The sequence below is a fragment of the Methanosarcina sp. WWM596 genome (genome assembly GCF_000969965.1).
Lineage (GTDB): Archaea > Halobacteriota > Methanosarcinia > Methanosarcinales > Methanosarcinaceae > Methanosarcina.
On record NZ_CP009503.1, the window covers coordinates 608,968 to 634,056 of the forward strand.

Annotated in this window: 20 protein-coding genes, 1 tRNA gene and 1 pseudogene; 6 read left to right on the forward strand and 16 right to left on the reverse strand. The window is 42.0% G+C overall.

Going from position 1 to position 25,089, the window contains the following annotated elements; genetic code table 11:
• Positions 1 to 164 precede the first annotated feature (164 nt).
• Positions 165 to 752 carry a pyruvate kinase alpha/beta domain-containing protein gene (locus MSWHS_RS02715; RefSeq protein WP_048125827.1) on the reverse strand — a complete coding sequence of 196 codons (588 nt, stop codon included), beginning with the start codon at positions 750 to 752 and terminating at the stop codon, positions 165 to 167.
• Between the two features lie 453 nt (positions 753 to 1,205).
• Here MSWHS_RS02715 and MSWHS_RS02720 point away from each other — a divergent pair, with 453 nt between their 5' ends.
• Entirely contained in the window at positions 1,206 to 1,955 is a 750-nt protein-coding gene (locus MSWHS_RS02720; RefSeq protein WP_048125829.1) for a proteasome assembly chaperone family protein, read from the forward strand.
• Positions 1,956 to 1,959: 4 nt separating this feature from the next.
• Positions 1,960 to 2,349, forward strand: coding sequence for a DUF473 domain-containing protein (locus MSWHS_RS02725; protein WP_048125831.1), 390 nt, complete (start codon positions 1,960 to 1,962; stop codon positions 2,347 to 2,349).
• 287 nt (positions 2,350 to 2,636) lie between these two features.
• Here the strand turns inward: MSWHS_RS02725 and thsB are convergent, their stop codons facing one another.
• Positions 2,637 to 4,265: a thermosome subunit beta gene (gene thsB / locus MSWHS_RS02730; protein ID WP_048125833.1), complete on the reverse strand. Its 1,629-nt coding sequence runs from the start codon at positions 4,263 to 4,265 to the stop codon at positions 2,637 to 2,639.
• Positions 4,266 to 4,882: 617 nt separating this feature from the next.
• Complete coding sequence (locus MSWHS_RS02735) at positions 4,883 to 5,452, reverse strand: hypothetical protein (protein WP_048125835.1); 570 nt, start codon at positions 5,450 to 5,452, stop codon at positions 4,883 to 4,885.
• Between the two features lie 269 nt (positions 5,453 to 5,721).
• Between MSWHS_RS02735 and MSWHS_RS02740 the strand changes: the two genes are divergently transcribed.
• On the forward strand, positions 5,722 to 7,050 hold the full coding sequence (locus MSWHS_RS02740; RefSeq protein ID WP_048125837.1) for a hypothetical protein: 1,329 nt from the start codon (positions 5,722 to 5,724) through the stop codon (positions 7,048 to 7,050).
• Between the two features lie 785 nt (positions 7,051 to 7,835).
• Here MSWHS_RS02740 and MSWHS_RS02745 read toward each other — a convergent pair.
• The 10 genes from MSWHS_RS02745 to MSWHS_RS02790 form a co-directional block, all read right to left on the reverse strand.
• Positions 7,836 to 10,886, reverse strand: a complete 3,051-nt coding sequence (locus MSWHS_RS02745) for an FAD-binding and (Fe-S)-binding domain-containing protein (protein WP_048158728.1) — start codon at positions 10,884 to 10,886, stop codon at positions 7,836 to 7,838.
• A gap of 139 nt (positions 10,887 to 11,025) precedes the next feature.
• The gene (locus MSWHS_RS02750; protein WP_197074011.1) at positions 11,026 to 11,643 is read right to left on the reverse strand and encodes a 4Fe-4S binding protein; all 618 of its coding nucleotides are present in this window, start codon (positions 11,641 to 11,643) and stop codon (positions 11,026 to 11,028) included.
• 5 nt (positions 11,644 to 11,648) lie between these two features.
• Positions 11,649 to 12,008, reverse strand: coding sequence for a TrmB family transcriptional regulator (locus tag MSWHS_RS02755; RefSeq protein ID WP_048125841.1), 360 nt, complete (start codon positions 12,006 to 12,008; stop codon positions 11,649 to 11,651).
• 213 nt (positions 12,009 to 12,221) lie between these two features.
• Positions 12,222 to 12,371: a hypothetical protein gene (locus MSWHS_RS19945; RefSeq protein ID WP_156148057.1), complete on the reverse strand. Its 150-nt coding sequence runs from the start codon at positions 12,369 to 12,371 to the stop codon at positions 12,222 to 12,224.
• Positions 12,372 to 12,771: 400 nt separating this feature from the next.
• Positions 12,772 to 13,995: a SufD family Fe-S cluster assembly protein gene (locus MSWHS_RS02765; protein ID WP_048125845.1), complete on the reverse strand. Its 1,224-nt coding sequence runs from the start codon at positions 13,993 to 13,995 to the stop codon at positions 12,772 to 12,774.
• Positions 13,977 to 14,720 (reverse strand): ABC transporter ATP-binding protein, encoded by a 744-nt coding sequence (locus tag MSWHS_RS02770; protein WP_048125847.1) that lies wholly within the window; start codon positions 14,718 to 14,720, stop codon positions 13,977 to 13,979. Before MSWHS_RS02770 ends, MSWHS_RS02765 begins: the two co-directional genes overlap by 19 nt.
• Positions 14,721 to 14,958: 238 nt before the next feature.
• Positions 14,959 to 15,621, reverse strand: a complete 663-nt coding sequence (locus tag MSWHS_RS02775) for an MBL fold metallo-hydrolase (RefSeq protein WP_048125849.1) — start codon at positions 15,619 to 15,621, stop codon at positions 14,959 to 14,961.
• 65 nt (positions 15,622 to 15,686) lie between these two features.
• Positions 15,687 to 16,661 carry a DUF128 domain-containing protein gene (locus tag MSWHS_RS02780; protein WP_048125850.1) on the reverse strand — a complete coding sequence of 325 codons (975 nt, stop codon included), beginning with the start codon at positions 16,659 to 16,661 and terminating at the stop codon, positions 15,687 to 15,689.
• A 446-nt stretch (positions 16,662 to 17,107) separates the two neighbouring features.
• A complete protein-coding gene (locus MSWHS_RS02785; protein ID WP_048125852.1) occupies positions 17,108 to 17,641 on the reverse strand; it encodes a DUF5817 domain-containing protein in 534 nt (177 codons plus the stop codon).
• 6 nt (positions 17,642 to 17,647) lie between these two features.
• Positions 17,648 to 18,322 (reverse strand): undecaprenyl diphosphate synthase family protein, encoded by a 675-nt coding sequence (locus MSWHS_RS02790; RefSeq protein WP_048125855.1) that lies wholly within the window; start codon positions 18,320 to 18,322, stop codon positions 17,648 to 17,650.
• 208 nt (positions 18,323 to 18,530) lie between these two features.
• Here MSWHS_RS02790 and tnpC point away from each other — a divergent pair.
• A pseudogene (gene tnpC, locus MSWHS_RS02800) lies at positions 18,531 to 19,987 on the forward strand (IS66 family transposase).
• A gap of 56 nt (positions 19,988 to 20,043) precedes the next feature.
• Here tnpC and MSWHS_RS02805 read toward each other — a convergent pair.
• The gene (locus tag MSWHS_RS02805; RefSeq protein WP_048125857.1) at positions 20,044 to 21,228 is read right to left on the reverse strand and encodes a redox-regulated ATPase YchF; all 1,185 of its coding nucleotides are present in this window, start codon (positions 21,226 to 21,228) and stop codon (positions 20,044 to 20,046) included.
• 170 nt (positions 21,229 to 21,398) lie between these two features.
• Here MSWHS_RS02805 and MSWHS_RS02810 point away from each other — a divergent pair.
• Positions 21,399 to 21,470: transfer RNA gene (locus MSWHS_RS02810), tRNA-Arg, on the forward strand.
• Between the two features lie 653 nt (positions 21,471 to 22,123).
• Positions 22,124 to 22,558 carry a cell surface lipoprotein gene (locus MSWHS_RS02820; protein WP_048125858.1) on the forward strand — a complete coding sequence of 145 codons (435 nt, stop codon included), beginning with the start codon at positions 22,124 to 22,126 and terminating at the stop codon, positions 22,556 to 22,558.
• Between the two features lie 526 nt (positions 22,559 to 23,084).
• On the opposite strand, the gene MSWHS_RS02825 is transcribed toward MSWHS_RS02820, so the two are convergent.
• Complete coding sequence (locus MSWHS_RS02825) at positions 23,085 to 23,873, reverse strand: winged helix-turn-helix domain-containing protein (protein WP_048159534.1); 789 nt, start codon at positions 23,871 to 23,873, stop codon at positions 23,085 to 23,087.
• A gap of 379 nt (positions 23,874 to 24,252) precedes the next feature.
• The gene (locus tag MSWHS_RS02830) at positions 24,253 to 25,038 is read right to left on the reverse strand and encodes a winged helix-turn-helix domain-containing protein (RefSeq protein WP_048125861.1); all 786 of its coding nucleotides are present in this window, start codon (positions 25,036 to 25,038) and stop codon (positions 24,253 to 24,255) included.
• Between the last annotated feature and the right edge of the window lie 51 nt (positions 25,039 to 25,089).

Below are 25,089 nucleotides of genomic sequence, written 5' to 3' on the forward strand. Positions count from 1 at the left end.
ATTGCTGAGTTATAATAGTGAGCTTCAATTAAGAAGACAGAGTTACAAACATTGTTGATCTTTTCCGTATTTTTCATGGTTATAAAGTTTCGAGCGAATCACATGATATCTCTGTTGCAATTATAGTCCCCACTCTCCTCATTTATCCCTTCGTTTTTTCTGGATCAGTTTTCTTTTGTCCGCGGCATTGCAATAATTTCCCTTACCTGAAGGGAGAAGAAATCATTGCTGTGAGCTGGCCTTAGCACAAGAGCTACGTCTGCACCCCACCTTGTGCCTCCTACAGCTATGATTTCGGTGTCGTCAGAGACAGGGATGTGGCCTGAGTCTGCTGCCATGATGGCAACTTCTATGGCTACCTTGAAGCCTTTTCCGAATAGGGAACGCAGAGTATCGGCAATTACTTCAAGCCTTGAATAGCCCCCGAACTTCTTTGTGATCGAGCGCTCTATTCCGGAAAACATATGTGATTGGGTGGTAATTACTGCTCCAAGTTCTTCTAGCTTCTTTTTGTACTCTTCTTCTACTTCCCACTCGCCTTTTTCCTTCTGCCCGTACTGGTGGCTTACTCCAATTACTTTGATGTTGCTGCCTTTTACTGCCTCTGCCATTTTTAGAGCGGTTTTTCCACTGGTACTGGCAACTACAATATGGGATATTCCAAGTTCTGCTGCCCTTTTAGCTGCAGCCTCAACAACTGCTTCCGTGTTTTCTTCTCCTACGCTGTCCAGATAAAGAATTGGTTCTTCCATGAATTAATTCCTCCTGTGTTTGATTTTAATTTTCTTTTACTAACTGCTTTACGGACTTTTTTTCAAGTTCCTGTTCTGCCATTCTTGGATTTCTTTTCTGTAGTCTTCCCTTTCCTGTTGTCTTCCCTTTTATATGAAACTCTTTTCCCTCTCCTTTTTTTCTCCGGAATCACCTCAGCTCGCATTTAGCAAACGTTGAGTGGAGAAGGCATTGTGATTAGAATATACGTTTCTGATCTGAATTATTTTTTCGCTGTCATGAGAAAAGATATATATTGAAAGGATTCTCTTTTAATAAAAAGGAGGGTTATGGCATTCGGAATCCCGGATTCGTCGATATTTTTCCATTGATGTCTGTGCAGAAAGTCACGCAGACCCGGACTAGCGAGAAACTTGTTTATTTAGGATTAGCAAATATAATCATAGGGGTTTCATTTCCTTGAGGTGGTTTTTTTGTCAACTACTACAGACTATGACAACAACGACGTGAAGATTATTACCAAACCTGTGCAATCAAAAAACCCTATTTTGATTGAAGGTTTTCCCGGAATCGGGCTTGTGGGGAATATAGCAAGTCAGCATATGATAGAAGAGATGAATATGGAATATATAGGTTCCATTGAGTCCAGGTATTTCCCTTCAATTGCAGTGCTTTATGAAGGGCTTATAAACATGCCTGTAAGGATCTACGAAAACGTGGAGCACAACCTCATTATAGTCATCTCTGATATTCCGATAAGCCACTCGGTCTCCTACGATGTAAGCAATGCCCTCGTGGACTGGGCAGAGTCTATCAATGTCAAGGAGGTTACTTCCATTGCAGGAATTGCCATTATGGACGGAGAGCATAAGGTTTTCGGGGCAGCTACCACGCCGGAAATGCTGGATAAAATAAAAGGCAAGGTAGAAATTTTCCAGATGGGGACGATTTCCGGGATTTCAGGCAGCGTAATGGCTGAGTGCCTGCTGCGCGGGATTCCTGCAATTAGTTTACTCGGGGCTACAAAAACCCAGAATCCTGACCCGAGAGCCGCTTCTGCCGTTATCGGAGTCCTTAATGAACTTTATGGGTTTTCGGTAAGCACGGAGAGGCTTATAGAACAGGCTGAGCGCATAGAAATCGAGCTCCAGAAGCTTTCTGAAGATGTTCAGGCTACCGAGCAGAAAGGAGAAGTCAAAAAGGAGTTCCCAATGTACGGGTGATACCATGGAGTACACCGCGTTAACAGGAATTGCCGATTCCTTGATTGAGATCCTTAAAAAACACGAGCTAAGGACTCTTGAGATCCGGAATCCGCAAAACGTCTTCGGAGTATTGGGGCTCAATGCAGGAGACAGTGTTTTTCTGACTTCTACGAGCCTTCAGGACCTTACTGATGGGACTCAAGGTCTCATAGCAAAGGTTGTTCAAAAGCAGGTCTCATTTCACTCATTTGTCAGCTCAAACGATGTCTACCTTGAAGAGCGAGAAACTCTTTCAGTCCGCATTCAACTTGAGTGCAGGTGTATGGCAAGGGTGCGAAATGTTATTTCAAATGATATCGGAAAAATAGTGAGAGTAGATGTAAGGGAAATCTCCTGCTACGAAGCCAGGTAAAGATTTCATAAAACTTCAGCAAGAAACCCCTGAGTCTTTAGCTCAGGGGAGGAATGCATCAACTTCCGTCCTGATCTGTTGAATTAGTTTTTTATAGGCGACATCCAAGGGTAACCATGTATTCTTTCCGATCGTTTACCGATTATCCTTTGCTCCTAATCGGAGCTTCGGTCAAAATAAGTTATTTCTTTACTTTTCCTTGAATTGCTTTCTCAAATATCAATTTAAAAAAGAGAGGTCCGGAAAATTTGAGCTTTTCCGGAAACCGCCAGTTTAGTTTTAAATCTTTACATGTCTTCCGGCATTTCGCCGCCTGGCATTCCGCCTGGGCCTGCTGTTCCACCGCCGGATGAGGCGATTACATCGTCGATCCTGAGGATCATGATTGCAGCTTCTGTAGCAGCGTTGATTGCCTGAGTCTTGATTCTAAGGGGTTCGACAACATTGTTTTCGAACATGTCCTCGATCTTGCCTGTGTAGACATTGAGTCCAGCCCTCTTGTTGCCCTTTTCATGCTGGGAGCGCATTTCCACAAGCATGTCTATCGGGTCAAGCCCTGCGTTTTCGGCGAGAGTCTGGGGAATGATTTCGAGGGACTCGGCGAACTTCATAACAGCAAGCTGTTCTCTGCCTTTAAGGGTTGCTGCATATTCCTTGAGCCTGAGAGCCAGTTCTATTTCAGGTGAGCCTCCGCCCACAACAATCTTCTGGTCTTCGAGAGCAACGCCCACAACTCTGAGAGCGTCTTCGAGGGCCCTCTCAATTCCTTCAACTACATGCTCGGTTCCGCCACGAAGCAGAATTGAGGTGGTCTTACTGTCCTTGCAACCTGTGACGAAGGTCATTCTGGAACCTGTGACGTCCTTTTCTTCCACAAGGCCTGCATAGCCGAGATCGGAATCCTCGATTTCATCCATGCTTGTGATAACTTTTGCACCTGTTGCCCTGGAGAGTTTGTCCATGTCACTCTTCTTGACTCTGCGCATTGCGAAAATTCCTGCCTTTGTCAGGTAGTACTGGGCGAGGTCGTCTATGCCCTTCTGGCAGAAGACCACATTTGCGCCAGTCTTGATGACCTTTTCCACAATTTCCCTGAGCATGATTTCTTCCTGGTCAAGGAAAAGCTGCATCTGGTCAGGGGTGGTGATCTTTATCTCGGCTTTTGTTTCAGTCTTCTTGAGCTCGATTGGCACGCTCAGGAGCAGGACTTTTGCATCTTTCACCATTTCCGGCATTCCGGTGTGGACACGTTCTTTATCAACGATTACACCTTCAATAATCTCGGAGTCCGCGATACTTCCACCGGGTCTCTTTTCGATCTTGATGTCCTCAATGTCCACAGTGATCTTCCCATCTTCACTTACCTCAACAACCGATTTAACGGCCTGAACTGCAAGCTTGGAAAGGTGGTCCTTGTCAGCCTCTGCGCCTTTTCCAGTAATGGCTGTGCCTGCTATTTTTACAAGAGTTTCGGTATCTTCCGGAGATGCGCTGATTGTGACGGTCTCCAGGATCTTTGTAGCCTGATCTGCTGCAAGCCTGTAGCCACTTGCGATAATGGTGGGGTGAACGCCACTTTCAAGCAGGTCTTCTGCCTTTGTCAGGAATTCTCCTGCGAGCACGGCCGCTGTGGTTGTTCCGTCCCCTACCTCGGCATCCTGGGTTTTGGCGACTTCTACGATCATCTTTGCACCTGGGTGCTCGATGTCCATTTCTTTGAGGATAGTTGCTCCGTCGTTGGTGATGACGACGTCTCCCATGGAGTCTACAAGCATCTTGTCCATACCCTTCGGCCCAAGAGTGGTCCTTACTGCCTCAGCTACTGCCTTTGCGGCCATGATGTTGTTGTGCTGGGCGTCGGAACCGTGGGTTCTCTTGCTGCCTTCTCTTAAAATAAAAATCGGTTGTGCTGCCAAAATTTAATCTCCTTTATAATGATATGAATTTCTATGAATTTTTATCAGTAGTATTTCTGAGCACGTTATTTTTGTGCGTAATTTTTCATATTCTTAATGCAAGCACTTCTATATAAGAATTTCTCTGGAGGTAAGGTTTTGAATATTTTAAATTGGGTCTTCTGGTCCTTTTAATGCCCCGAATCCCGTCTCCCGAGTTTCGCTTCCCGAGTTTCTCTTCCCGAGTTTCGCTTCCCGAGTTTCGCTTCCCGAGTTTCGCTTCGGGAGCACGAGGTCCTTTTCGCTTCGCTCAAGAGGACTAACAGAAATACTAGTGCTTCGATTCCAAAATAATTTCCTTATTTAGTGGAAAAATCAGTGGTCGATTAATCAATTCCATGCGTCTTCGGTTAAGAGAGAATCATGATAAATTACTCTATTTCCGCAAAATCTCTCAAAAGTATATATTGATGCGAAGTTGGAACATGGTATCGATTTTAGTTTTGATGTTCGAAATTTGAGATTAATTTTTGCTCTAAAATCTATAGCATACAGGCAAGAAAATTCCTTAACCAATGACCAATGTTATCAATTCAAAAGTTAAGTTTTATAATCTCATTTCAGAATCGCAGTACTGGTTATTTATCTTTAAATACCTTCATAAAAATTGTATTTTCGGAGATTTTACTCTCGACTTTGGCTCCACATGTTTTAAATAAACTTTCAAATGTTGCTACATTTAATTTTGAGTTATTAAGGCCCAGACTATGAGTTAATGCTAGTAAATAGTAGTCGCCATTGTCCATGTAGTCTACTGTATCAAACATGTGTGATGTTCCAAAAACAATCGTTAGTCCATCTATAACCTCTTTTAGACTGCATTCGTTAAGAGGCTTCTGGAGAAAAAACTGTACTACACATTCTATGGGTTTATTTTTGGTCACATACTCCTTAAATCGCTCATGATTTACAGTTTCCATTAGTATTTTTAAAGCCCCTTTTTGGACACAACAAACCGAACTTATCGATTCACACGCCAGCCAAAATTTTTGTTCAGTAGATAATTCCGGGCACAGTTTTGAATTGTTTTCCAGATGTTCCAATGCTAGTTCCAGGGCCTTTTGTTGTGTTTCAAATTTTTCTGCATGTTTTTTCAATAATTCCCAATGTTTCTCTGAAATGGTGGTGGCAATGCGGTGTCTTTTCATATTAGGGCTCACGATTCTATTCCTCTTATCCGCTTCATTAGTTTTCTAATGTACATGCTGAACATACGATACGCAGATAATCTATTTTTACATGTGTATTCGATATCAGGTCATTACAGAAAAAAATTGTTGCGGGATTTATCCAGTTAATGAGCTACTCCCAAAACTCAAAATTGCTCATCTGAATCTCGTATTCTAAATAATAAAGACATTAACTTTGTTTTTAAAAAAATATTTTTCTGAATTTATTTAAAAAGGTGGAAATAAAAATGATTAGTCTTGAAGCACAATTAAAAGAAAGAACATCTTTAGTAAACTTTGATCCTATCTGTACTGTTAAGCAGTTGTGGGATGCAGCGATTGCTCACCATAAAGATGGAGATTTTGATACAAATGCAATGACGGATATCTACCAGCGTGTTGATCCGCGGTTAACTTATCAGGATATTGCAAATGTAATAAGTGCAGTATACGCAGATACATACTGGTCTGGTGTACAAATGGATCCAGGAGTATTGGTCAAACATATGGTACAGGCTTTGGGGGTTACTCGTGACGATGCTCAAGTATATGCAAATAAAGCCATGTCTCAATGGAGGGGTATGCTAACACGTAAGTATACATCAGATTCAGGTGTGATTCCAGTAGATAATTGTTGCTTGGGTATCGATTTATTATGCAACCGAGATGGCGCGTTTGATACCGATGAATTAATAATTAATTGGAATTCTACGTATTGGAACACACCCCAAAAAGGCAAAAATTATTTTGCTGTCCGCTGTCAAAATCTTAGTTTTAAAGGGCTTATTACACCTAAAGTACAAATGTTCTATACTCAAGCTGGGTTTAATACACCTCCTACCGAATGGCACCAGGTCTATACTCTTAAAGACCAAAAAACAAAAGGAGATATATTGATTAAAGGAAAAAAAATAGGCCAACTGGATGAAGGTGATCGTGGAGCTAGTGAATCATTCATATTGGATTTTGTACCTACAACAGACTCAAATCATTTCTGTGCTATAGCGGCGGTTAGTTCAGAATTTTTTGATAACAATCCTCTAACGAAACACGATAACTGGAGTACATCAACCTGGATTATGTACAACGGGGCGGCAGCATGGCACAATTTAGACGCACAAAAATCTGTTGAATCGTCCCTGAAGTTTTATAATCAAGATGGTCGACCTGAGAAGTTCTCCTTTGAAGCCCATTGCAAAAAAGTACCTGAAGGCACAGTGATAGCTCTTAATTTTAAGGATTCAAAGTTACATGACGCAAATAGTGGCAATGTTAAAATCACTCGTGGATATCAATTTGTCTCAACCGAAGCCACAGTGCCTGCAAATCATAAAGGTGAGCTTAAAGTCTTGATAAATACTCCTGATGGCGAACTCCTCCCAGAGGGTGCTTCAGTAGAAGTACGTATGTTGTGGCTTCTTGATCATACTCATGATCGATACTTAGATGCTGCCGATATGTTGTGTGCTCACGAAGATGCCAGGGCATTAAGGACTATCAAAATGCCTATGGGCAATTTCATTTTTACAGGAATTCAAAGTGATATCTTAAGTCCTTCTTCACTACAAAAAATATGATTCTTTGTTGAATAGGGGGGAAAGGTTATTCTTTCCTTTCCTTTTTTGATATTTTCTCATAAGTTTGAAACTATTATTGCGACTGAAGCTTCCATAAATAGAGGGTTAAAAACTTTCATTTAATACATGTGGCCGAATAGTGTGAGAGATTTCTAAGAGCGTGTCTTAAAATTAAATTTGATTATACAATTGGGACCGAACTTACGCATTTGAACTGAAAAACGGTAGAATTAAACCGTTAAATGTCTAAAGTGTACATTTTAACTATGATGTCTTATGTCTTTGATTTTATACCTCGAGCGAGTAAGTCCGATGTAATTAATTTACGATCTGAATTTTAATTCAACAATGCCTATTATCCAAATGCGGAAGTGATTTGTATTTTTAGACATCCTCTAAGATATTAACTTGAATTGGTAAAGTATTTCTCAGAAAAAAACGATAGCTTGGAACGTTGTTGAATTTTAGTGAACATCTGCGGCAAGTCTGATTTATATATAGGTTTGTTGTAAAACCTATATAATACTAAAAACTAAAACATTGCTCTTTTATCCTAAAAAGGAAAGTAGTGGGTTTGATTTATTGAAACTATAAGCATAAGAATCTCTCTGCATTTTCCTTAAATGCGGAGATTGTACTCGCTTTTTCAGAATTAATAAATAACTCACGGATACGACTGAAAATTAGATTCACAGAAAAAATACCGCAGTTTCTAAAATATAAGTTGAAGAAGCTCTGGCATTTTATTTTCGACTTCTTCGATATAGATTTTGTGGGTAGGATTCTCAATGTGTTTTTATGTACTCTATCATCCGCGGGGTCAGCAAAGGGATGATTTCGGGCAGCATGTTTGGCATCAGATTATCCATTGCCTTTGGCATGAGGTCCGGGAGCATCTTTCTCATGTAATCAGGCATAGGGACCCGCCTCTCAACAGCCTTGAGCATATCAGGCATGACCTTTGGCATGACAGAGGGCATGAGCATCGGCATCATTATGGGCATCATGGGCTTCATCATGGCATCCATTCCGGGCACATACTTGACCATCTTCATCATGGCCTGAAGGGGGGCTGGCATTGCGGCCATCATCTGGGGCAGGAGTTCTACCATCAGGTTGGTCATGTTTTCGGGCTGCAGGAGGTCGATCATCTTCTCAAAGGGCACCCATGACTGCAGGGCGTAGTTTGTCGTGTCCGGGATGTCATATCCAAGGCTTCTTGCCACAAGGGCGCCGAGGTCCTGGGACTCTATGTTCATGTTGGTTTTTTCGGCTGCGACACGGAACTGAACCGTACAGCAGGGACACAGAGCCGCAATGATGTCTGCGTTTACATCTACAGCTTCTTGAAGCCTCATACTTCCAAGTTTATATGCAACCGGAGGTTCGGCAATAAGGCTCACCACCGAACCACAGCAGTGGGCCTTTTCCCTGTTGTGTTCAAGTTCTTTGAACTGGATGCCAGGAATGGCTTTCAAAAGTTCCCTTGGGGGATCGTATACCTCGCCTCCGGCTCTTCCCAGGTGGCAGGAGTCATGCCAGGCAACCACTTTATTAAGGGGTACCTTGAATTTGGGTTTCAGCACGTCCAGGTGCTCCACCAGGACTTCGGAATAGTGCTTTGTCTCAAACCCGTATTCGATTCCCAGTTTTTCCGCCCACTGGGGATAGACCGTATGCCACATGAGCCAGCAGGCGGGACAGGAAGTTATCACGGTTTTTACGCCCCGCTTTTTCATGTTGGCTACGTTCATCCTCATTATCTTCTCAAAGACGTCCCATTTCCCGGCAACGAGCATCGGGATTCCGCAGCATGCCTCTTTATCTCCCAGGCCCGTAAACTCGATTCCTGCATCATCGAGCATGCGGACTGCCCCTATGGCCACATCTTTTTCTACATAGGAGGCGGTGCAGCCTGCAAAGTAGGCATACTCGGCTTTGTCTTTCATTTTTGCCCTGATTTCGTCAGGAATCCATTTATCCCTGTCTTTGCTAAGGTTTGCCCAGATGTTCCTCTCTTTCAGGAGGCTTGCAGCCATGATCTCGAAGGGTGGGAAAGTCATCTTTTTCTCTTCATCAACCAGCTTTCCGCGCATTGTCATCCAGGCATGTTCGATTGGCATGTCCAGCTCACAGCGAGCGTCGCACATCTGACAGGTGGTGCAGGCAAGGAAGGTGTTCGTCTGCCTCTGGTCAAGCTTTTCCCGGCCTGCCAGGTATTCCTTGATAAAGAACCATTTCCCCCGGGGAGACTGTGACTCCCAGCCCCTGCCGTAGTACTGGTCACATTCACTTACACAGTACCCACACTGGGAACAGGAGTAGGCAAGTTCGGCAATGTCTGCGGGGATATCCTTTTCGTCTTTGAAGGAAACTTCCCCAATTCCGGACATATTTCCAACGAGCCTGCCCATAGGTTCGAAAGAAGAGCCAAGGGAAACGGCTGTGTTCAGGAGCCCCTTCCCTTCCAGGGTCTCAGGATTCATGATCTCATCGGGGTCGAATTCTTTCCTGAAGGCTTCTATTTCCGAAAACCGGTCTCCAAAGACGCTTTTTTTCTTTGAGGCAAAGAAGAGGCCGGAAGAATAGGCTCTGCCTCCGTTTTCCTCTGCAATTTTCAGGACGCTCAGGGAAAGGGCAAAGGCCGTATTGAAGAGTAAGGAGCGCTCGGAGTGGCGCATGAAGCAGAGGAGTACAACGTTTCCGTCACTGATTACCATCCCTTCGGTGAGCACCGGGAGTTTTATCCTCTTTTCAATTTCTTCAAAAGCACTGTCCATCTTCTCAAGCGGTACCAGGATCTCGGCAGGGATGAAGGAGGGACCGAGCCTTTTAACTTTCATGGACTTGAACCATTCCTCAGTCTCATGCTTTGCAATCTCTTCGGGAAGGACTGTGCCTCCTGCACTCTCAATTGCTTCTTTGAGACCCGAAACGTCTTTTGAGGTAGGGTACATGAAGGTACAGACGTAAGCAACCGGCAGCACTGGCCTATGTTTGTCCACAATTTCCCCATAGTGGAGTTTCTGGGGTGATTTGTTTTTCATGTCCGCCCACTCGGGGTTAAGGAAGGAGATGGACCAGAGGGGGATGTTATTTTTCCTTATAGTTTTTACCGCTTCTTTCATGGCTGAAGCATCAGGGAAGCTGGCGGAAACAGCCTTTCTCTCTTCGAATTTCTGGACATTCAGGGTAATTTCAGTGATAATGCCCGTGGTTCCCATCGTCCCTATTAACTTATTGAGTTCGGGACCGGAAAAAACCCTTATTTTTCCGTTGGGAAGAACAACCTGGGCTTTTTCCATGCTCTCGTAGCCCCAGCCGAACTCATAACTCCCATACCCGGCTCCGCTCTGAGCCAGCCAGCCTCCGACTGTCGAGGAAGGAGCGCTTGAAGGGATCGCCCTGACAGAAAGCCCTTTCTCTTTCAGTTTCCTTTCTAACTTTTCCCAGATAATCCCGCTCTGCACCACAGCTTTCTGCCCTTCGGGGTCGATGCTTATAATCTTATTCAGTAATGTAACATCGGCAACTATGCCTCCTTTTGTAGGGATTACCCCGCCATACCCTGAAGAAGCTCCTGCACGTGGAACAACTGGAATACTGTGCCTTTTTGCAAATTCCAGAAGCTTTACTGCGTCTTCTTCCGTCCGGATTTTTACAACAGCTGCAGGGTCGGTGTTTCCTATCACCTTCTTGACAAGAGGGGGTAAGGCTCCTATATCGTGGTTGTAATAGTGGCGATCACGTTTGTCAAGATTGACGTATTCTCCGAAGAGTTCGGAAAGTTCTGTTTTCTGGGCTGCTGAAAGTTCCGGCACATTTTTTGTTGTCATGTTTTTTCTCCTGGGTTATGGCTGATTTGTGGACACTTTACAGTGTACAGATGGTTGTGATATGTCAGGTTCTTGAAATTTTTTAAGCTCCCCTTTATTTTATAATGGTCATAAAAATAAAAAAAATAAAAATTGATAATTAAAAGTGAAGGGCATCTTTGGGGCAGACACTCACACAACGCCCGCATTTGATACAGTCGGGTTTTGTCTCTGCCTGGCAGACCTTAAGCTGCATGGGACAGACTTTTTCGCATTTCTTGCAGCTGATGCATTTGTCTTTTTCAAGCTGTAGCTGGTACTTCTTTCCTCCGAGCAAGTTCTGGGCTGTTCCCATCGGACAGAAGGAACACCAGGTCCTCGGGCTCAGGTAGCTGCCGAGAAGGACCGCAATTACCGTTGTCACAATGCACATGGTGACAAAGACCATCCCTATCTTCTCAAAGATGTTCAGGGTTCCGACGATGCTTGAAATCCTGTAACCCATGAACCCCATCATCAGGAGAAAGATCGGAAGGCGCACCCACAGGCTCCTTAAGATTCCAGGGATCTTTCTTTTCTTTGAAATTTTGCTGATCCAGAAATCAGCAAGGCTTCCCCTGGGACAGAGGTTTCCGCAGAACCATCTGCCTCTGAAGGGGCTGATAAGGAAGATTGCTGCAAAAATAAGCAACACAAAGTATCCGAGGGCAGGGTACCAGAGTCCCCCGATAGAAACGATCAGTACAAGGATTCCCAGGTAGGGAGTGATTTTAAGCACTTAATTTAACCTCCGTTTTCCCATTGTTCGAGTTCCTGTCCGAGTCTGTCAGCCCAGGAATGAACTATTTTTAAAATAATATTTTTAATCTGATTTCTTGAATGGATTTTGTAAATGAAGACATAACCCCCTCCGTCAAGGTTCTGCTGTGACCTCTGGAGAACCCCTTTCTCGTGCAGCTTTTTCACGGAGCGCTGGACTGTAGAAATATCCAGATCCAGAGATTTCGAAAGGGCATCAGTATCAATCCATTTTTCGGGTTCGTTTAAAAAATGCTTCATTACGTTCAGGTCGGCTTTTGTAAGATTGAGAGCGCACTTGATTACGTCTTCTATTTTGAATTCCTTGCAGGCAAAGTCCATTATTCCAATCCCTCCTCTCTTTTACAGTACTGTTGTATTATATCAGGAGTTTATATATACTGGCAAGTACGGTGTATTACAAGCAAAAACACGAAGTACACTAATTTTTTTTGTCTGTTTCCTTTAATCTATTTGTTTTTTTCAGTGGTTTCCAGCCACTCAACCTCATGCCCCCAGCATAAATCTGATATCTTTACTAAAACAAATTTACCTGATTTAATATAACTCCATTTCTATTTTAATTTCTGGTTTATGTTTCGAGAGTTGTTTTTTCATATAATATTCAGCTTTCCTGAATCTATGTATTTTCTCCTTTTTGTAGAAATTTCTCTCTTTTTTCCGGATTTTTTCCCCAATTGTCTCCAAATGTGCCCTCCATCTACCAAATTGAGATAACTTTTTATACTCCCTCCCCAATCTGCAAATTGCGGTTTAATGAGCTTGCTTGATTTGAGGTTTCTTCTCCACAAAGAACTCCGGTCGTGAATATGCTTTCGGCTCATTAAAATCCACATATACTCCACAAAAAACCGGCAGGTTTCTCCTTTTCTCCTGCCGGATACAAACATCTTTTTTTCAAAATGAAATACACAGGATTCCCGTCATTTCAGTGGCGGGTAGTTGACTTAAAGTATACTTGATTTGGAAAAATCTGTCTTCTTCTTCTTCAGGCCTCTCCCATAGGCTCCCTATTTCCCCTTCTGAAGGCAGATCTTTTCCAGATCAGTTTTCCGGAGAAACCCTACAGTTTCCCCGGTGCCGGGACTTACATCCCGAAAGCCGTCTGTGCAATCGTATTTTCTATTTCGTTCTTTAGCTCTTCCGGGATTCCCTTTATCCCAACATCCAGGAAACCCCTTATGATCATTCCAATGGCTTCTTCTTCGGTAAGTCCTCTTGCCATCAGGTACTCTACCTGGTCTTTGGCAATTTTTCCCACAGCTGCCTCATGAGTAAGCTCGATATCGTCCACGTTGGCCTCTAGGATAGGGATTGCTAGCTGACTGCCTTTATCGGTTAGGACAAGCCCTTTGCATTCCAGGTGCCCTTTTGCACCCTTTGCATTTCCTATCATTTCTCCTCGTGCAACTAATCTCCCGCCGATTGTGATTGTCCTCGATATGAGTTCTGCTCTCGTATCCGGGGCGTTGAAAATCGCCCTGCTTCCAAGGTCGAGTACGGAGCCTGAGTGTGCAATTGCTATGGTATTGAGCCTTGTAATTGCTCCCTTCCCTTCGAGCCTGACAGTCGGATAGGTCTGTACGGAGCGCACTGGTTTCAGGCAAATGTAATTGCTCACGTAAGTCCCGCCTTCATCTACCTGCACAACTGTCCTCGGGCGGACTCCTATCTGTTCAGCCCAGTTGTGGATCATTGTGAAATTCAGGGTGGCTCCTTTTTTTACATATATTTCGGATATTCCAAGGTGCAGGCCTTCTTCAACTCCCTTTTTAGCGGTACAGCCTGTGATAATATCGAGACTTGCTCCTTCCTCGACGACTATGATATTATGCACTGTCTGGGATACCTTTTTGCTGTCCAGCATCAGGCAGGTCTGGACAGGCATGGAGGATTTCTTTCCCGCAGGCGCACGGATAAAGTAACCGTCCGCATTTTCAAGGTAGGTTTTTGCCGTGTATTTGTCAGTATCCACCTGCACGAGGTTCCAGGAGTAATCTTTGAGCCACTCATACTTTTCAAGGGCTTCATGCGTGGACATCAGTTCCACGTTATCATCTTTATGAGAAGAGTGTGAGACCGCATTATCCAGTACCAGAAAACTACCGGATCTGCCTTCTTCGTTTGGGATTATCCCTACCTGAAGCAGGGTTTTTTTGCTTTCCTCATCAAGAGTTTGAAGATCTTCAACAGGCTTGCTGACCTTAGAGCCCTCCTCATATTTTACCAGTTCAAAATCTTCCCCGTAAGCCGCTTTTTTTTCAGCTGCGTTCTCGGCTCTCTTTTTCAGGCTTACTTCATCAGTCTGCATGTTATACACTCCTGGTACCCTTTATTTTTTATTTCTTCCAGCATTTTAAGGGGATTTCCTGAACACATAACTGTTCCATTACACAGAATATACCCTCTATCTGCCTGCACATAATCCAGAACCTTGCCTGTATGGGTAATGATAAGGGCTGATTTTCCCTTTTTGCATCTCTCACCCGGGCATTTCAGACCTTCTTCAAGAAGCCCTTGTATTGTCTTTCCGACCTGTTCGATGCTTACAAGGTCCACTCCGGACTCAGGCTCGTCCAGAAGGTAGAGAGTCGGATTCTGGGCTGCAAGCTGCAGAAGTTCGGATCTTTTGATCTCTCCACCTGAAAAACCCACATTTACATCCCTGTCCAGAAAACGCTTCATATCAAGGTTTCCTGCAAGGGTTTCAGGGTCTTTTTTTCCTTTCGAGGCTATTTTTACAAGGTCCCTCAGTTTAATTCCGGACATATCCGGTGGGCGCTGCATCATAATACCCAGCCCGCGGCGGGCTCTTTCGTCTACTGGAAGATTGGTAATATCTTCTCCATTAAACAGTATTCTGCCCTTCACAATCTTGTACTCGCTAAAGCCCATGATTGTCCTCATAAGGGCTGACTTTCCAGCTCCGTTTGGGCCGAAAAGCACATTTGTATACCCTTTTTCAACCTCCAGGTTCACGTCATGAAGCAAAATTTTCCCGTTGACCTCTACAGTCAGGTCTTCTATTTTCAGCATCGATGTTTCTCCCTTTATCTTTAGATACGGTTTCCCCTATCTATTTACCCGTATCTCGAGAAGTAACCGTTAGAATTGAGTTTATTTAATTTATATTTTGGCAGAAATAAAGATGAAATCAGACTGTTCTGGCATCTTTGCCTGATTTCCAGTTATCTGCACTAATTCTTTTATTATTGTTGTAGGACATTGTATTTCTAACCATCCGTTTCTGCAGGGTCTCTCTATCTTTTTAAATTTACTGGAGTTCAAAGAGCATTCCAGCTCTAGTTTCCATATATTTTGAGGGGAAAGCGCTCTTTATTTTTTCCTTATGGACTGTGCAGTGTCCGGCTGCTATCAGTTCCATCTCTTTAAGCCTATCAAACCTATCCCCATCATGCAGCCCGCCAATAATTCCTTTAATATCTCCATAGCACAGAGCAGCATCCATAATCACATCAATCCCCGGATGAGCGCAGCCTGTAAGCACATAGGACCCGTTTTCTGTGCTCAGAACAAGAGACTGCTCTTTTATTTTATCTCCAAGTTCTCCTGTACTCCAGATCCCATTAGATATCTCCACGGCTTCCTTTATCTCTACAAGGTCAGCCTTCTTCTTAATTTCCCTTTTGAGATTCTCTGAAAAAGATGAAGGGACATACACAGTGAGTCCGGGGTTTACATGAAGGATTTCGGGCAGACCCCCTATATGGTCCCAGTGCTGATGGGAAAGGACTAGTTTGCTTATACTGGCTGGATCGACGCCAATTTTCTCCATATGCTTAAGAAGCAGAGTCCCATCCCATCCGGTATCGAAAAGAATGGTCTCTCTGTCTGTTTCAAGTAGAGCCGAAAATCCCCAGCTTCCTGAGAAACCAGGGTTTGCTTCATTATCATATAGAATTGTCAACCTGAGCATCTACCCGCCTCACATTTTCAGTATTGTGCATTTTATTGCGCATTTAATTATTCTAAGTTGTCCGTTCATATTTCTGACATTGTTTGGTAATCCAGTACAGTGGAAATCGGGTTTGTTTCAATTTCAATTCCTGTTTCCTCAAGGGCACAGATCCCGTTAATCCCTCCGACTACCGCAACCCCGAAATTTCCGGTTTCAACCGGAGCTCCAAGTAAAAACTCATCAATATCTCCTGTAGTGATACAGCCTGCAAGACCCACCTTTTCTGCATTTTTCAAAATTTCTTCTGCCATATTATGAGCAGAGGCGTTTATCTGCCGCATATTGGCTAGGATTTTTCCTTCCCCTTTTTCAAGTACCTCAAGAACTGAGGTAGGAGCCCTGTTCATGAAAATCTTTATTGGATCAATGGAAGTCCCACTGTAGGAGATCAGGTCAAGAAAACGTGCCGGTTTATGGTTTTCTATCTGGAGTAATCCTCCATAAGCGGGTTCTACGGGGATACCTGCTTTCAGGAGAAGCCCATCAAAAGTGACACTGCATACGGTAGCAATTCCTATTTTCCCAGGGGGAAGGGGTATTTCAGGTTCCGAGTCTTCTTCAAATATTCTTATCCTCGGGCTTATCATATACCCTGAATGAGCCGTATAAGATATTAGATTAATAACAGTCTCGAAGTCGTCTTTGTCAAAATAAGAAATATTTACCACGACGTCCCCTTTGTCTGTTTCGGGGGTATATGTGGTCCTGAATGCCATTTCTTCGATCCTGGATATTACAAAACCAAAACGGTCCCCTATAAGGGCATCATTCATTTCGCTTTCTCCAAGACTTGTAAGCGTACGCCCGGCATATCCGTGTTTGTGTGTAAACCCTCTCTCATCCAGGATCCTCAGGTGGTAGCGGACAGCCCTCTCTCCTATATCATAGCCCCGGTTGTTCAATTCGTCAGCTATTGCCCGGGCACCTATAGGTTTGTCACTTTCGTGAATCACCCTCATGATTTCAATGAGTTTTCGCTCTATTTGCGGATCCATCATGTTTATAACACCGTTATACCCTGTATTTATTCCGTGAACTTTACGAATAATCGTGATAAAACCACGAAACTCACACATTGAATTATTTTGTGTGTGGGCTCAATGAGTAAATTTAAGTGATTTCAGTAAGCAGTTTGCCGGGACGCCGCTATGAATTTTTCGGTAAATCCCGGATCAGTATAATTCTTTTTGAATCTAATTTGATTCTTTTTGAATGTAATTGGCTATTTCTCGATAGTTTAAAATGGATTTAATCCTGCTTTTAAATACTCATTTATAGTAAATCTTTTCGTACTTAATATAAGTTTGTCTTATTTGAGTTCACAATAACTGCCTGCTGAGTATTTAGGAAAAGAGAATTTTCCGGATAACAAAAAGTTCTTTTCCATTTTTGTATTAACTTTTTCTTTTCCATTTCTGTATTAACTTTTTCTTCTATTCATAAATTATACAAGCTTTACAATTCCAGGTTCGGGAGAGTAAAGCTCTCCTGATTCAAGAAGTTTCTTCAGAATTACTTCAAATTTCTCCTGACTTATTCCTTTTTCTATAGCTTTCTCACAAAACTCTTCAATTCTTATTTTCCCATTTGAAACCTTAAGGATTTCATTGAGGATTGATTTTTGGTCTTTTTTAGAGGCTGTGCTTCCAGGAGAAATTCCGGACCCCGGTTGAGCTGTTCTTTTCACAGCTTGAACTTCGGAAGTTGAGCTTTCAGCTTCTTTCGGAAAGGTTTTCAGGAAAAAAGTTTCTTTCCCTTTCCCGGAAAGTTCAGCCTGTAAGCGGGTCCTGAAGTCCACAGCTTCGGATAATTCTTCAAAAGAGCCGAATATTCTGAGTTTGCGCGCCTGCAGGAGGGCTCCGCAGTGCTGGCATCTAAGGTTTTTCTTCCCGCCCTTTGTTATCTGGGCATGCTGCCTGCATTTAGGGCATACTACCACAACATAAAGAGGGTATCCGGGTTTTTCTCTAAACTCCATTTCTTCTCACCTTCCGTACCTTCTCTGCCTCTTCTGGAAATCCCTTATCACTCTCAGAAGGTCTATTTTCCGTATCTCTTTCCAGTTGACATCCGTAAAATATAGTTCCGAATAGACGGATTGCCAGACAAGAAAATCCGAAAGTTTCTGCCCGCCCGAACGGATCATTATATCAGGTTCATGCTTGACAAGGAGGTGTGATTCAAGCATTTTTTCGTCCACTTCTTCCGGTCTGATACTTCCTGCCTTAACATCATCTAGAATAGAAAGTACAGCCCTGGTGATCTCCCCTCTTCCTCCAAAACCAAGTGATACGTATACAAAAAAATCCCTGCCCGGTCGGCTGCTCCTAACTTCCCCTTCAAGGCCATATATTTCATAACCTGTTCCGGAAGGAAGATCCATGAAACTTTCTTCCAATATGGTTCCAAGCGTTGACGCAAGCTCGATTTTCACCTGCTGGTCAGTCTTAAGAATATCCACATACATGCTCACAAGTTCTATCTTAAACCCTTTTAATGTGAGGAGCGCAGCCTGGAGTTTTTCCATCCCTTTAAGCTCAAAAAGATCGGTTTCCTTGAGTATGATAGCCACATGTGCCGGGGTTTTTGTAGTTGACCTCGTTATTTGCCAGGCCAGGTACTTTTCATAGAGAAGATAACCAAAAGAAAGCAGTTCCATCAAGTATTCCTTCTAAAAAAGCCTTAAATGGCCTGGTATTTGTTTTTCATTGTTCATTTCCTGTTTCAAGTTTTTCTCAGGTATGCAGGTTTTTTCGTCTAGTTTTACAGCAGATTATTTGTAACTATTCAGCCATACCTTTAGTAAAAGCAATTTTTCCTCTTTCCGAGGAAAAATTGCATATAAAATAACTCTCTTTTTCAACATCATGCTTACACGTGAAGAAATCCTTGTAACCTATGAAGCTGGTCCTGAAGCAGTTATTGTTGAAATCCAAGGATATGAAGCTATCATGGAGAAACAAGCTTCTCATATTTCTGAACTTGAAGAACGTGTAAGAGTTTTAGAGGCTCGTTTGAATCAAAACAGCCAAAATAGCAGTAAACCTCCTTCTACTGATGTTTTTTGTAATGAGAAACCTAAACCTAAGGGTCGCCACACAAGTAGTGGCAAAAAAGCTGGTGGCCAAAAAGGTCATCCTGGAAAGACTTTTGAAATGGTTGAAAACCCTGATTAGGTCATAGTCCATTCACCGGACTGCTGCGAAAATTGTGGTCATCATCTTGAAGATACTGAAGTTGATGACTATGAACGCAGACAAGAAGCTGAAATTCCTCCTGCAAAAATCATATTTACTGAACATCGTTGTGAAATCAAGAAGTGTCCTCACTGTGGGAAAGTTAACAAAGGCTCTTTTCCAGAGTCTATAAAATTCCCAATTCAATATGGTCCTCGTCTTTTAGCCTCAATTCTGTATTTTAGGAACTATCAATTGATTCCTTATGAAAGGACTTGTGATTTAGTAGAGGATGTATACGGTATACGTATCAGCCCAGCTACCATAAAAAGAGCAGAAAGAAATGTTTCCAGAACCTGAAACCTTTTGAAAAAGCTGTTATGGAACATCTATTAGCTTCCTATTCTGCACATTGTGATGAGACAGGAATGAGAATTTTAGGGACAAAATGGTGGCTTCATGTAGTATCAAATAGTCTATGGACCTACTATTTCGCACACCCAAAAAGAGGGACAGAAGCAATGGATGCTCTGGGATTTCTTCCGCAATACAAGGGAGTAGCAGTTCATGATGGGCTTGCTTCATACAACAAGTATGGATGTGAACATGCTCTGTGCAACGCTCATCTTAAAAGGGAACTTACTGGGATTGAAGAGAATTTTAAACAGCAATGGGCTAAAGAGATTAATGAACTCCTCAGTGAGATGAAAAAGTATACTGATGAATGCAGAGAGATGGAAATTCCAATAGATCCAGAAAAAGTTCGGGAATTCGAGGAAGTATACGATGCAATAATTCAAGACGGAATCGAGGAAAATCCACCACCTGAGCCCTCAAAAGATCAGGTGAAAAAGAGAGGAAGACCAGCACAAACAAAAGCAAAGAATCTCCTTGATAGGTTCATAATACACAAAGAACCGATTCTGAGATTCCTCAATAACCTGAGAGTTTCGTTTGATAACAATCAAGCAGAGCGAGACATCAGAATGATGAAGCTACAACAGAAAATTTCGGGAACTTTCCGAAGCATAGAAGGAGCGGTAGCTTTCTGCAGAATTAGGGCATACATATCCTCAATTAAAAAGAATGGCATGAATGTAATGGATGCTATTCTAGCGGCGCTCAATGGAGCGCCGCTATTATCCTGATAATTGCAGCACTTTGCTGAAAAAACGTCTTTTTATCAGTGGCTGAATAGTTACGATTATTTTGCAGTAGATACTATCTTGATTACATCCCCATTTTTCAGCTCGTGTTTTTCACCAAGCCTGAGTCTTGTCCTTGCGTCCACCGCATAAAGGAAACGATCTCCGATCTCGGTATGGATCTGGTATGCAAGGTCGTGGCAGGTAGAACCTCTTTTCATAAGGTAAGCATCTGGCAGCATATTCCCTACTTTGTCGGACCATTTTCCTTCGTCTTCTACGGGATATACTACTATAAGGTCAAGAAGTTCAAAGACAGTCCTGTTTATGCACTCCTGAACTCCGGTGGTACCAAGCCGTTCAATAACTTTGTGGATGGCTTCAAGCCCTTTCTTCTGGGCTTTTGTAAGATCTTCTGTAAGCAGCTCGAAGTCTCCATTTCCCGGCGTATACCTGATTATTCCACCTTTTGCCGCTGATTTCAAAGCAAGTTCGGCTGCTGCACTCGTAGGGACTACTAGTCTGTCAAGCTCTTTGAGTTTATTCAGGCTTTCTCCTGGGGCAATATCTGCCTTATTTGCAGCGATAAGCAGGGGTTTGCTGATCTCTCTCATAGTGTCACAGAGCTGGATTATATCTTCTTCAGTCCATTTAATATGATCCACCCTTGCAAGCCCAGTGTCAATTAAGGCAGCGTTTACGTGAGATTCCTTTATCCCTGCCCCTGCAAGCTGTTCTGAAATTACGATTTCAAGTTTTAACCCTTCTGCCTGGATTTTTCTGGAGAGCTTCACCCAGTTCCTTTCCAGAATTCCATAGAGCCACATGGTAATTTCCCTATTCAGGAAAACCACATCCTCAAGAGGGTCATGATCTCCTATTTCTACAGGGTTGCCCTCAGCGTCTGTCCCGCCTGAGGCATCTACAACATGAATTATTGCCTGAGCCTGCCGGAGCTCGTCCAGAAAAGTGTTTCCAAGTCCTCTTCCTTTGCATGCATCCGGCACAAGCCCCGCAACGTCAATGATATCAATCGGAACAAGCCTTATGCCGTTCACACACTTTCCACATGTTTTTTCCTTCTCTTTACAGGGGCACTCAGCCTGAACATATGTGACGCCGTGGTTGGCGTTGATAGTTGTGAAGGGATAATTTGCAATTTCAACATCTGCAAGGGTAGCAGCTTTGAAGAAGGTGGATTTGCCCGCATTGGGCTTCCCTGCAAGGCCTATGGTCATCGACATAAATTATAAAAAAGAGCTTGTTGCATTTAATCTTTATTGATATTGAAGTCGTGGAAATAGGTTTTTTCCTCCATTTTCAGGGAAAACAGAGAGATGAGCTGCAGAGACAGTCTTTTTTTGAGTAACAAAGTTTATATTCTAGAATGTGCTTATCAGTGGTGCTCGCTTGCGTCCCGATAGGGTAGTGGATATCCTTGAGGCCTGCGGAGCCTTAGACCTGAGTTCAAGTCTCAGTCGGGACGTCAATTTTTCATTATTTTCGATTTTCGTTATTTTTTCTTTATTTTCGATTTTCGTTATTTTTTCTTTATTTTCGATTTTCGTTATTTTTTCATTATTTTCGATTTTCGTTATTTTTTCTTTATTTTCGATTTTCGTTATTTTTTCTTTATTTTCGATTTTCGTTATTTTTTCTTTATTTTCGATTTTCGTTATTTTTTCTTTATTTTCGATTTTCGTTATTTTTTCTTTATTTTCGATTTTCGTTATTTTTTCTTTATTTTCGATTTTCGTTATTTTTTCATTATTTCTTTGCTTATTTCTTTTCCTTTTTTCCTCTCTGTTACCTTATTTCTCTTGTTATTTCTCCTTTTATCTCTGTTTTTTTGTTTTTTTGTAACTATTCAGTATGCCAAAATCAGTTGATTGATACCGATTTTGATGAAACCGATATGTCTGATTACTAACCAATGAAAATTGAAAAAACGCAATCAATAGCCAACAATCAAATAAAATCAATTCTCAGAAATTTGCTTATTGAATCTTAATACAGATGGCTATTGATGTTGTTTTTCCCAGGCTGAATAGTTACGTTTTTTTGTTTGTTTTAAATATCTTTACAATCTAATAACTAGAAGCGAACTTGTTTTATAAAGGTTGAAAGATAATGATATCTATGAAAGGAAAAATCTTGGTTTTACTTCTGGTGTTTGTGTTCTTATTTGCCTCCGGCTGTGCTGAGGAAGATGCGGGGACAGCGACTGAGGAATCCGATGCTTCAGAATCCGTAGCAACAGAATTGCAAGAAAACGTACCACAGGAAAATGTTGCTTCCGGGTCTGGAAATACTCATATTATTTACCTTGAGTATTATAATGCGACAATGCAATCAGTAACGCGTTCAGAACTGGATATTTCGGCAGGGGATACAGTTTCCTGGTGGAGCAAAAAAAGGCAGGGAACTTATGTCCTGGTAAGCGAAGAAGATCTTTTTCCAGATCAGAACCTGGCTTACAGAGTCCCTTATAGCTACACATTTAATACTCCAGGAACATACCTTTTCACTGTAAAAGATGTTCCGGAAATGAATGTTACGGTCAGGGTGAACTGAGAACCTTTGTTCTCAAATTTTTTAAAAACCACTGTTTTTTCTACTGATCTAAGATTTCTACGTGGTAGGGTAGAGTTTCAGTTAAAAAGCAATACGAATTAAAGATGAAAACCCGTCATACTATCGACCTTCCGCAGAAATCCACAAAAATGTTATCTATATTCTCAATATGATCACGGGTTAAAAATAAACTCGCCATAATATTGAGAATATCGGACAAATCGGCAATTAATTTCTTATTTGTGTACATCTGCGGTAAGTGAGATACTATCCGTTCACAGGCAGATATTTCAGGCTCTTTATGAACTCCCTACGAAAAGAAGTATTACAGTTGTTGCAATAAAGTTCTATTGAAGTTCTCTGCGGAAAAGGATCCATTAACTGCTTTCCGCGCAGTGCTTCTTAAGAGCTAATCTTTTCAAGGCTAATCTTTTTAAAGCTAATCTTTTTAAGGCTAATCTTTTTAAGGCTAATCTTTTTAAGAGCTATTTTTAACCTGGAATTTTTATGGAGGGGAGAATCTCTCTCAGACCTTTGTAATCGGCCTTGCCATACCTTTATAATGTTCAAAAAGTTCCTTTCCCCATTTAAGTGCGCTTTCGTCAAAACTTACCAGGTTATGGTTATAATAGATCCCGCTATTGCAAAAGAGGGATAGAGCCATAAATTTATCTGTAACTATGCTTGATGCGATTTTCATATTGTTGTTGTTGCAGACATAGAGTTTAGTGTATTTTAAGTTCAGGAAATGTTCAAGCTCTTTTTTGTAGTCATTAAGCATCCTGTCATAAACATACTCAGTGAATACAAGTGTAATATCCGTACCCTTTGCCGCAAGCTCTATACAGAGCGAAGGATAGATCGGAAGGAAAAATGAAGATGAGATCATCACCTTCTCAGATTCTGAAAGGTGCTTTACGACTTCCTTTGGATACTCGAACACGTGGTTCCTGTCAGGGTTTACTTCACTATAGTCTCCAAGCTTTCCGATATTATCCAGGAATTCAGGAGGAATTGATGTCATATCCTGGTTTATCCAGTAATCGTGGTTTTTATCGAAGACATTAAAAGTTTCAAGTATTGCTCTCATCTTGAGGACAAGAATCTCTCCTATACTGGAGAGTTTGTAGAGCCTGTTGTTTTCGATAATTAAATCCTGTTTCATCAGGATCTTTATCTGGGTCATTATCGGACTTGAACGTACCTCGAGTGTGTTTTTAATTTCCTCTATGGTCTTGGGTCCGTCCAGAAGCAGCAGAAGAAGGTTTTTCCTTTTTTCTGAAAGAAAGAGAACATCCAGTAATGATGATTCCATCTGATTCCCTCTCTTATGTTTCATTCCATTATATCTAACATTGTATATATCTCTATACCAGAAGTTTATACACTTCTCTTACCTTTCTCCCTTGCCATTATCACTTTTTATGGAAGAAGTACTTTTGTAGAAAAAGTACCTCAGATTAAGAACTGCAGGGTCATTCTGAAAATTGCCATTTTTATCTAACAAACTACTACTATAAGATATATAATAATATTTCATTATTTTTGTTTTTGATGTCCCAATATCTGAGTCTCATCCGGCAAAACTTTGATCTATCTTTTTTTCACACGCCTGAAGAGCAAGACAATAGTTATATTTTTAATAAATTGGGGTTTTTCATCAGTACCTCTCCTTTTATATGGTCCTTTTTAAGTTAGATTTTATTTACCTGTTTGGAAAGCCTCTTGAAATAGTCAAACAATTCCTGGCCCCAGCGCAGGGCAGCAGGTTCAAAGCTCAGAATAAACTGCTGGTCGAACTTTCCATTTTTATCAAAGAGCCCAAGGAGCATTATTTTATCAGTTACCGTAATTTCAGAAATTTTTATTCCCTCTTTAGAGATGTAAAGGCTCACATTATCCATGCTCATTAGCTCTTTTATCATACTTGAGTGCTCGTTTGAAAGATGGTCCCAGACAGACTGTGTAAAATTAAGAGAAAGTTCAGCATCTTTTCGGCCAAGCTCCACATATAAGGGCAGATAGGCAGGATTAAAATATGAAGCAAGGGTTGAAACTATCTTCGAATTGGCCATGCTATCAATAATCTTCTGGGAAGGTTCATAAAAGTGGTTCAGGTCCGGCTCTATGAGAGTGCAGTCTCCAAGCTCTGAAATTCTTTCCAGAAGGTGGCGGGGGATTGAATTCAGGTCATGGCCTGTCCAGTAACAGTTATTTTTTTCCACAACCTCAAGGGCACTGATCAGTGGCTTTACCTTTTTGATTATGAACTCTCCAAGTACCGTAAGCTTATACATCCGGTCTTCCTGGACGATGAGATCGTTATCTATCAGTTTCTTTATCTGGGGAAGAATCGATGTGGCAGTAACATCAAGTTCATCCTTGATTTCATCAATGCTTTTTGAGCCGCGATCCAGCAGTATAAGAAGGTTTTTTCTTTTATCGGAGCGAAAAACAAGATCAATAAGTGAAGATTCCATATCTCCCTACTTCCTGCAGTATAAAAAGCTGCGATATGCCGCCGGTCCTTC

Bases quoted from the DNA above. Each gene is read 5' to 3' on its own strand.
- MSWHS_RS02715 (WP_048125827.1), bottom strand. From the start codon at position 752: ATGGAAGAACCAATTCTTTATCTGGACAGCGTAGGAGAAGAAAACACG.
- MSWHS_RS02725 (WP_048125831.1), top strand. From the start codon at position 1,960: ATGGAGTACACCGCGTTAACAGGAATTGCCGATTCCTTGATTGAGATC.
- MSWHS_RS02735 (WP_048125835.1), bottom strand. From the start codon at position 5,452: ATGAAAAGACACCGCATTGCCACCACCATTTCAGAGAAACATTGGGAA.
- MSWHS_RS02740 (WP_048125837.1), top strand. From the start codon at position 5,722: ATGATTAGTCTTGAAGCACAATTAAAAGAAAGAACATCTTTAGTAAAC.
- MSWHS_RS02745 (WP_048158728.1), bottom strand. From the start codon at position 10,886: ATGACAACAAAAAATGTGCCGGAACTTTCAGCAGCCCAGAAAACAGAA.
- MSWHS_RS02765 (WP_048125845.1), bottom strand. From the start codon at position 13,995: ATGCAGACTGATGAAGTAAGCCTGAAAAAGAGAGCCGAGAACGCAGCT.
- MSWHS_RS02770 (WP_048125847.1), bottom strand. From the start codon at position 14,720: ATGCTGAAAATAGAAGACCTGACTGTAGAGGTCAACGGGAAAATTTTG.
- MSWHS_RS02775 (WP_048125849.1), bottom strand. From the start codon at position 15,621: ATGCTCAGGTTGACAATTCTATATGATAATGAAGCAAACCCTGGTTTC.
- MSWHS_RS02780 (WP_048125850.1), bottom strand. From the start codon at position 16,661: ATGATGGATCCGCAAATAGAGCGAAAACTCATTGAAATCATGAGGGTG.
- MSWHS_RS02785 (WP_048125852.1), bottom strand. From the start codon at position 17,641: ATGGAGTTTAGAGAAAAACCCGGATACCCTCTTTATGTTGTGGTAGTA.
- MSWHS_RS02790 (WP_048125855.1), bottom strand. From the start codon at position 18,322: ATGGAACTGCTTTCTTTTGGTTATCTTCTCTATGAAAAGTACCTGGCC.
- MSWHS_RS02805 (WP_048125857.1), bottom strand. From the start codon at position 21,228: ATGTCGATGACCATAGGCCTTGCAGGGAAGCCCAATGCGGGCAAATCC.
- MSWHS_RS02820 (WP_048125858.1), top strand. From the start codon at position 22,124: ATGAAAGGAAAAATCTTGGTTTTACTTCTGGTGTTTGTGTTCTTATTT.
- MSWHS_RS02825 (WP_048159534.1), bottom strand. From the start codon at position 23,873: ATGGAATCATCATTACTGGATGTTCTCTTTCTTTCAGAAAAAAGGAAA.
- MSWHS_RS02830 (WP_048125861.1), bottom strand. From the start codon at position 25,038: ATGGAATCTTCACTTATTGATCTTGTTTTTCGCTCCGATAAAAGAAAA.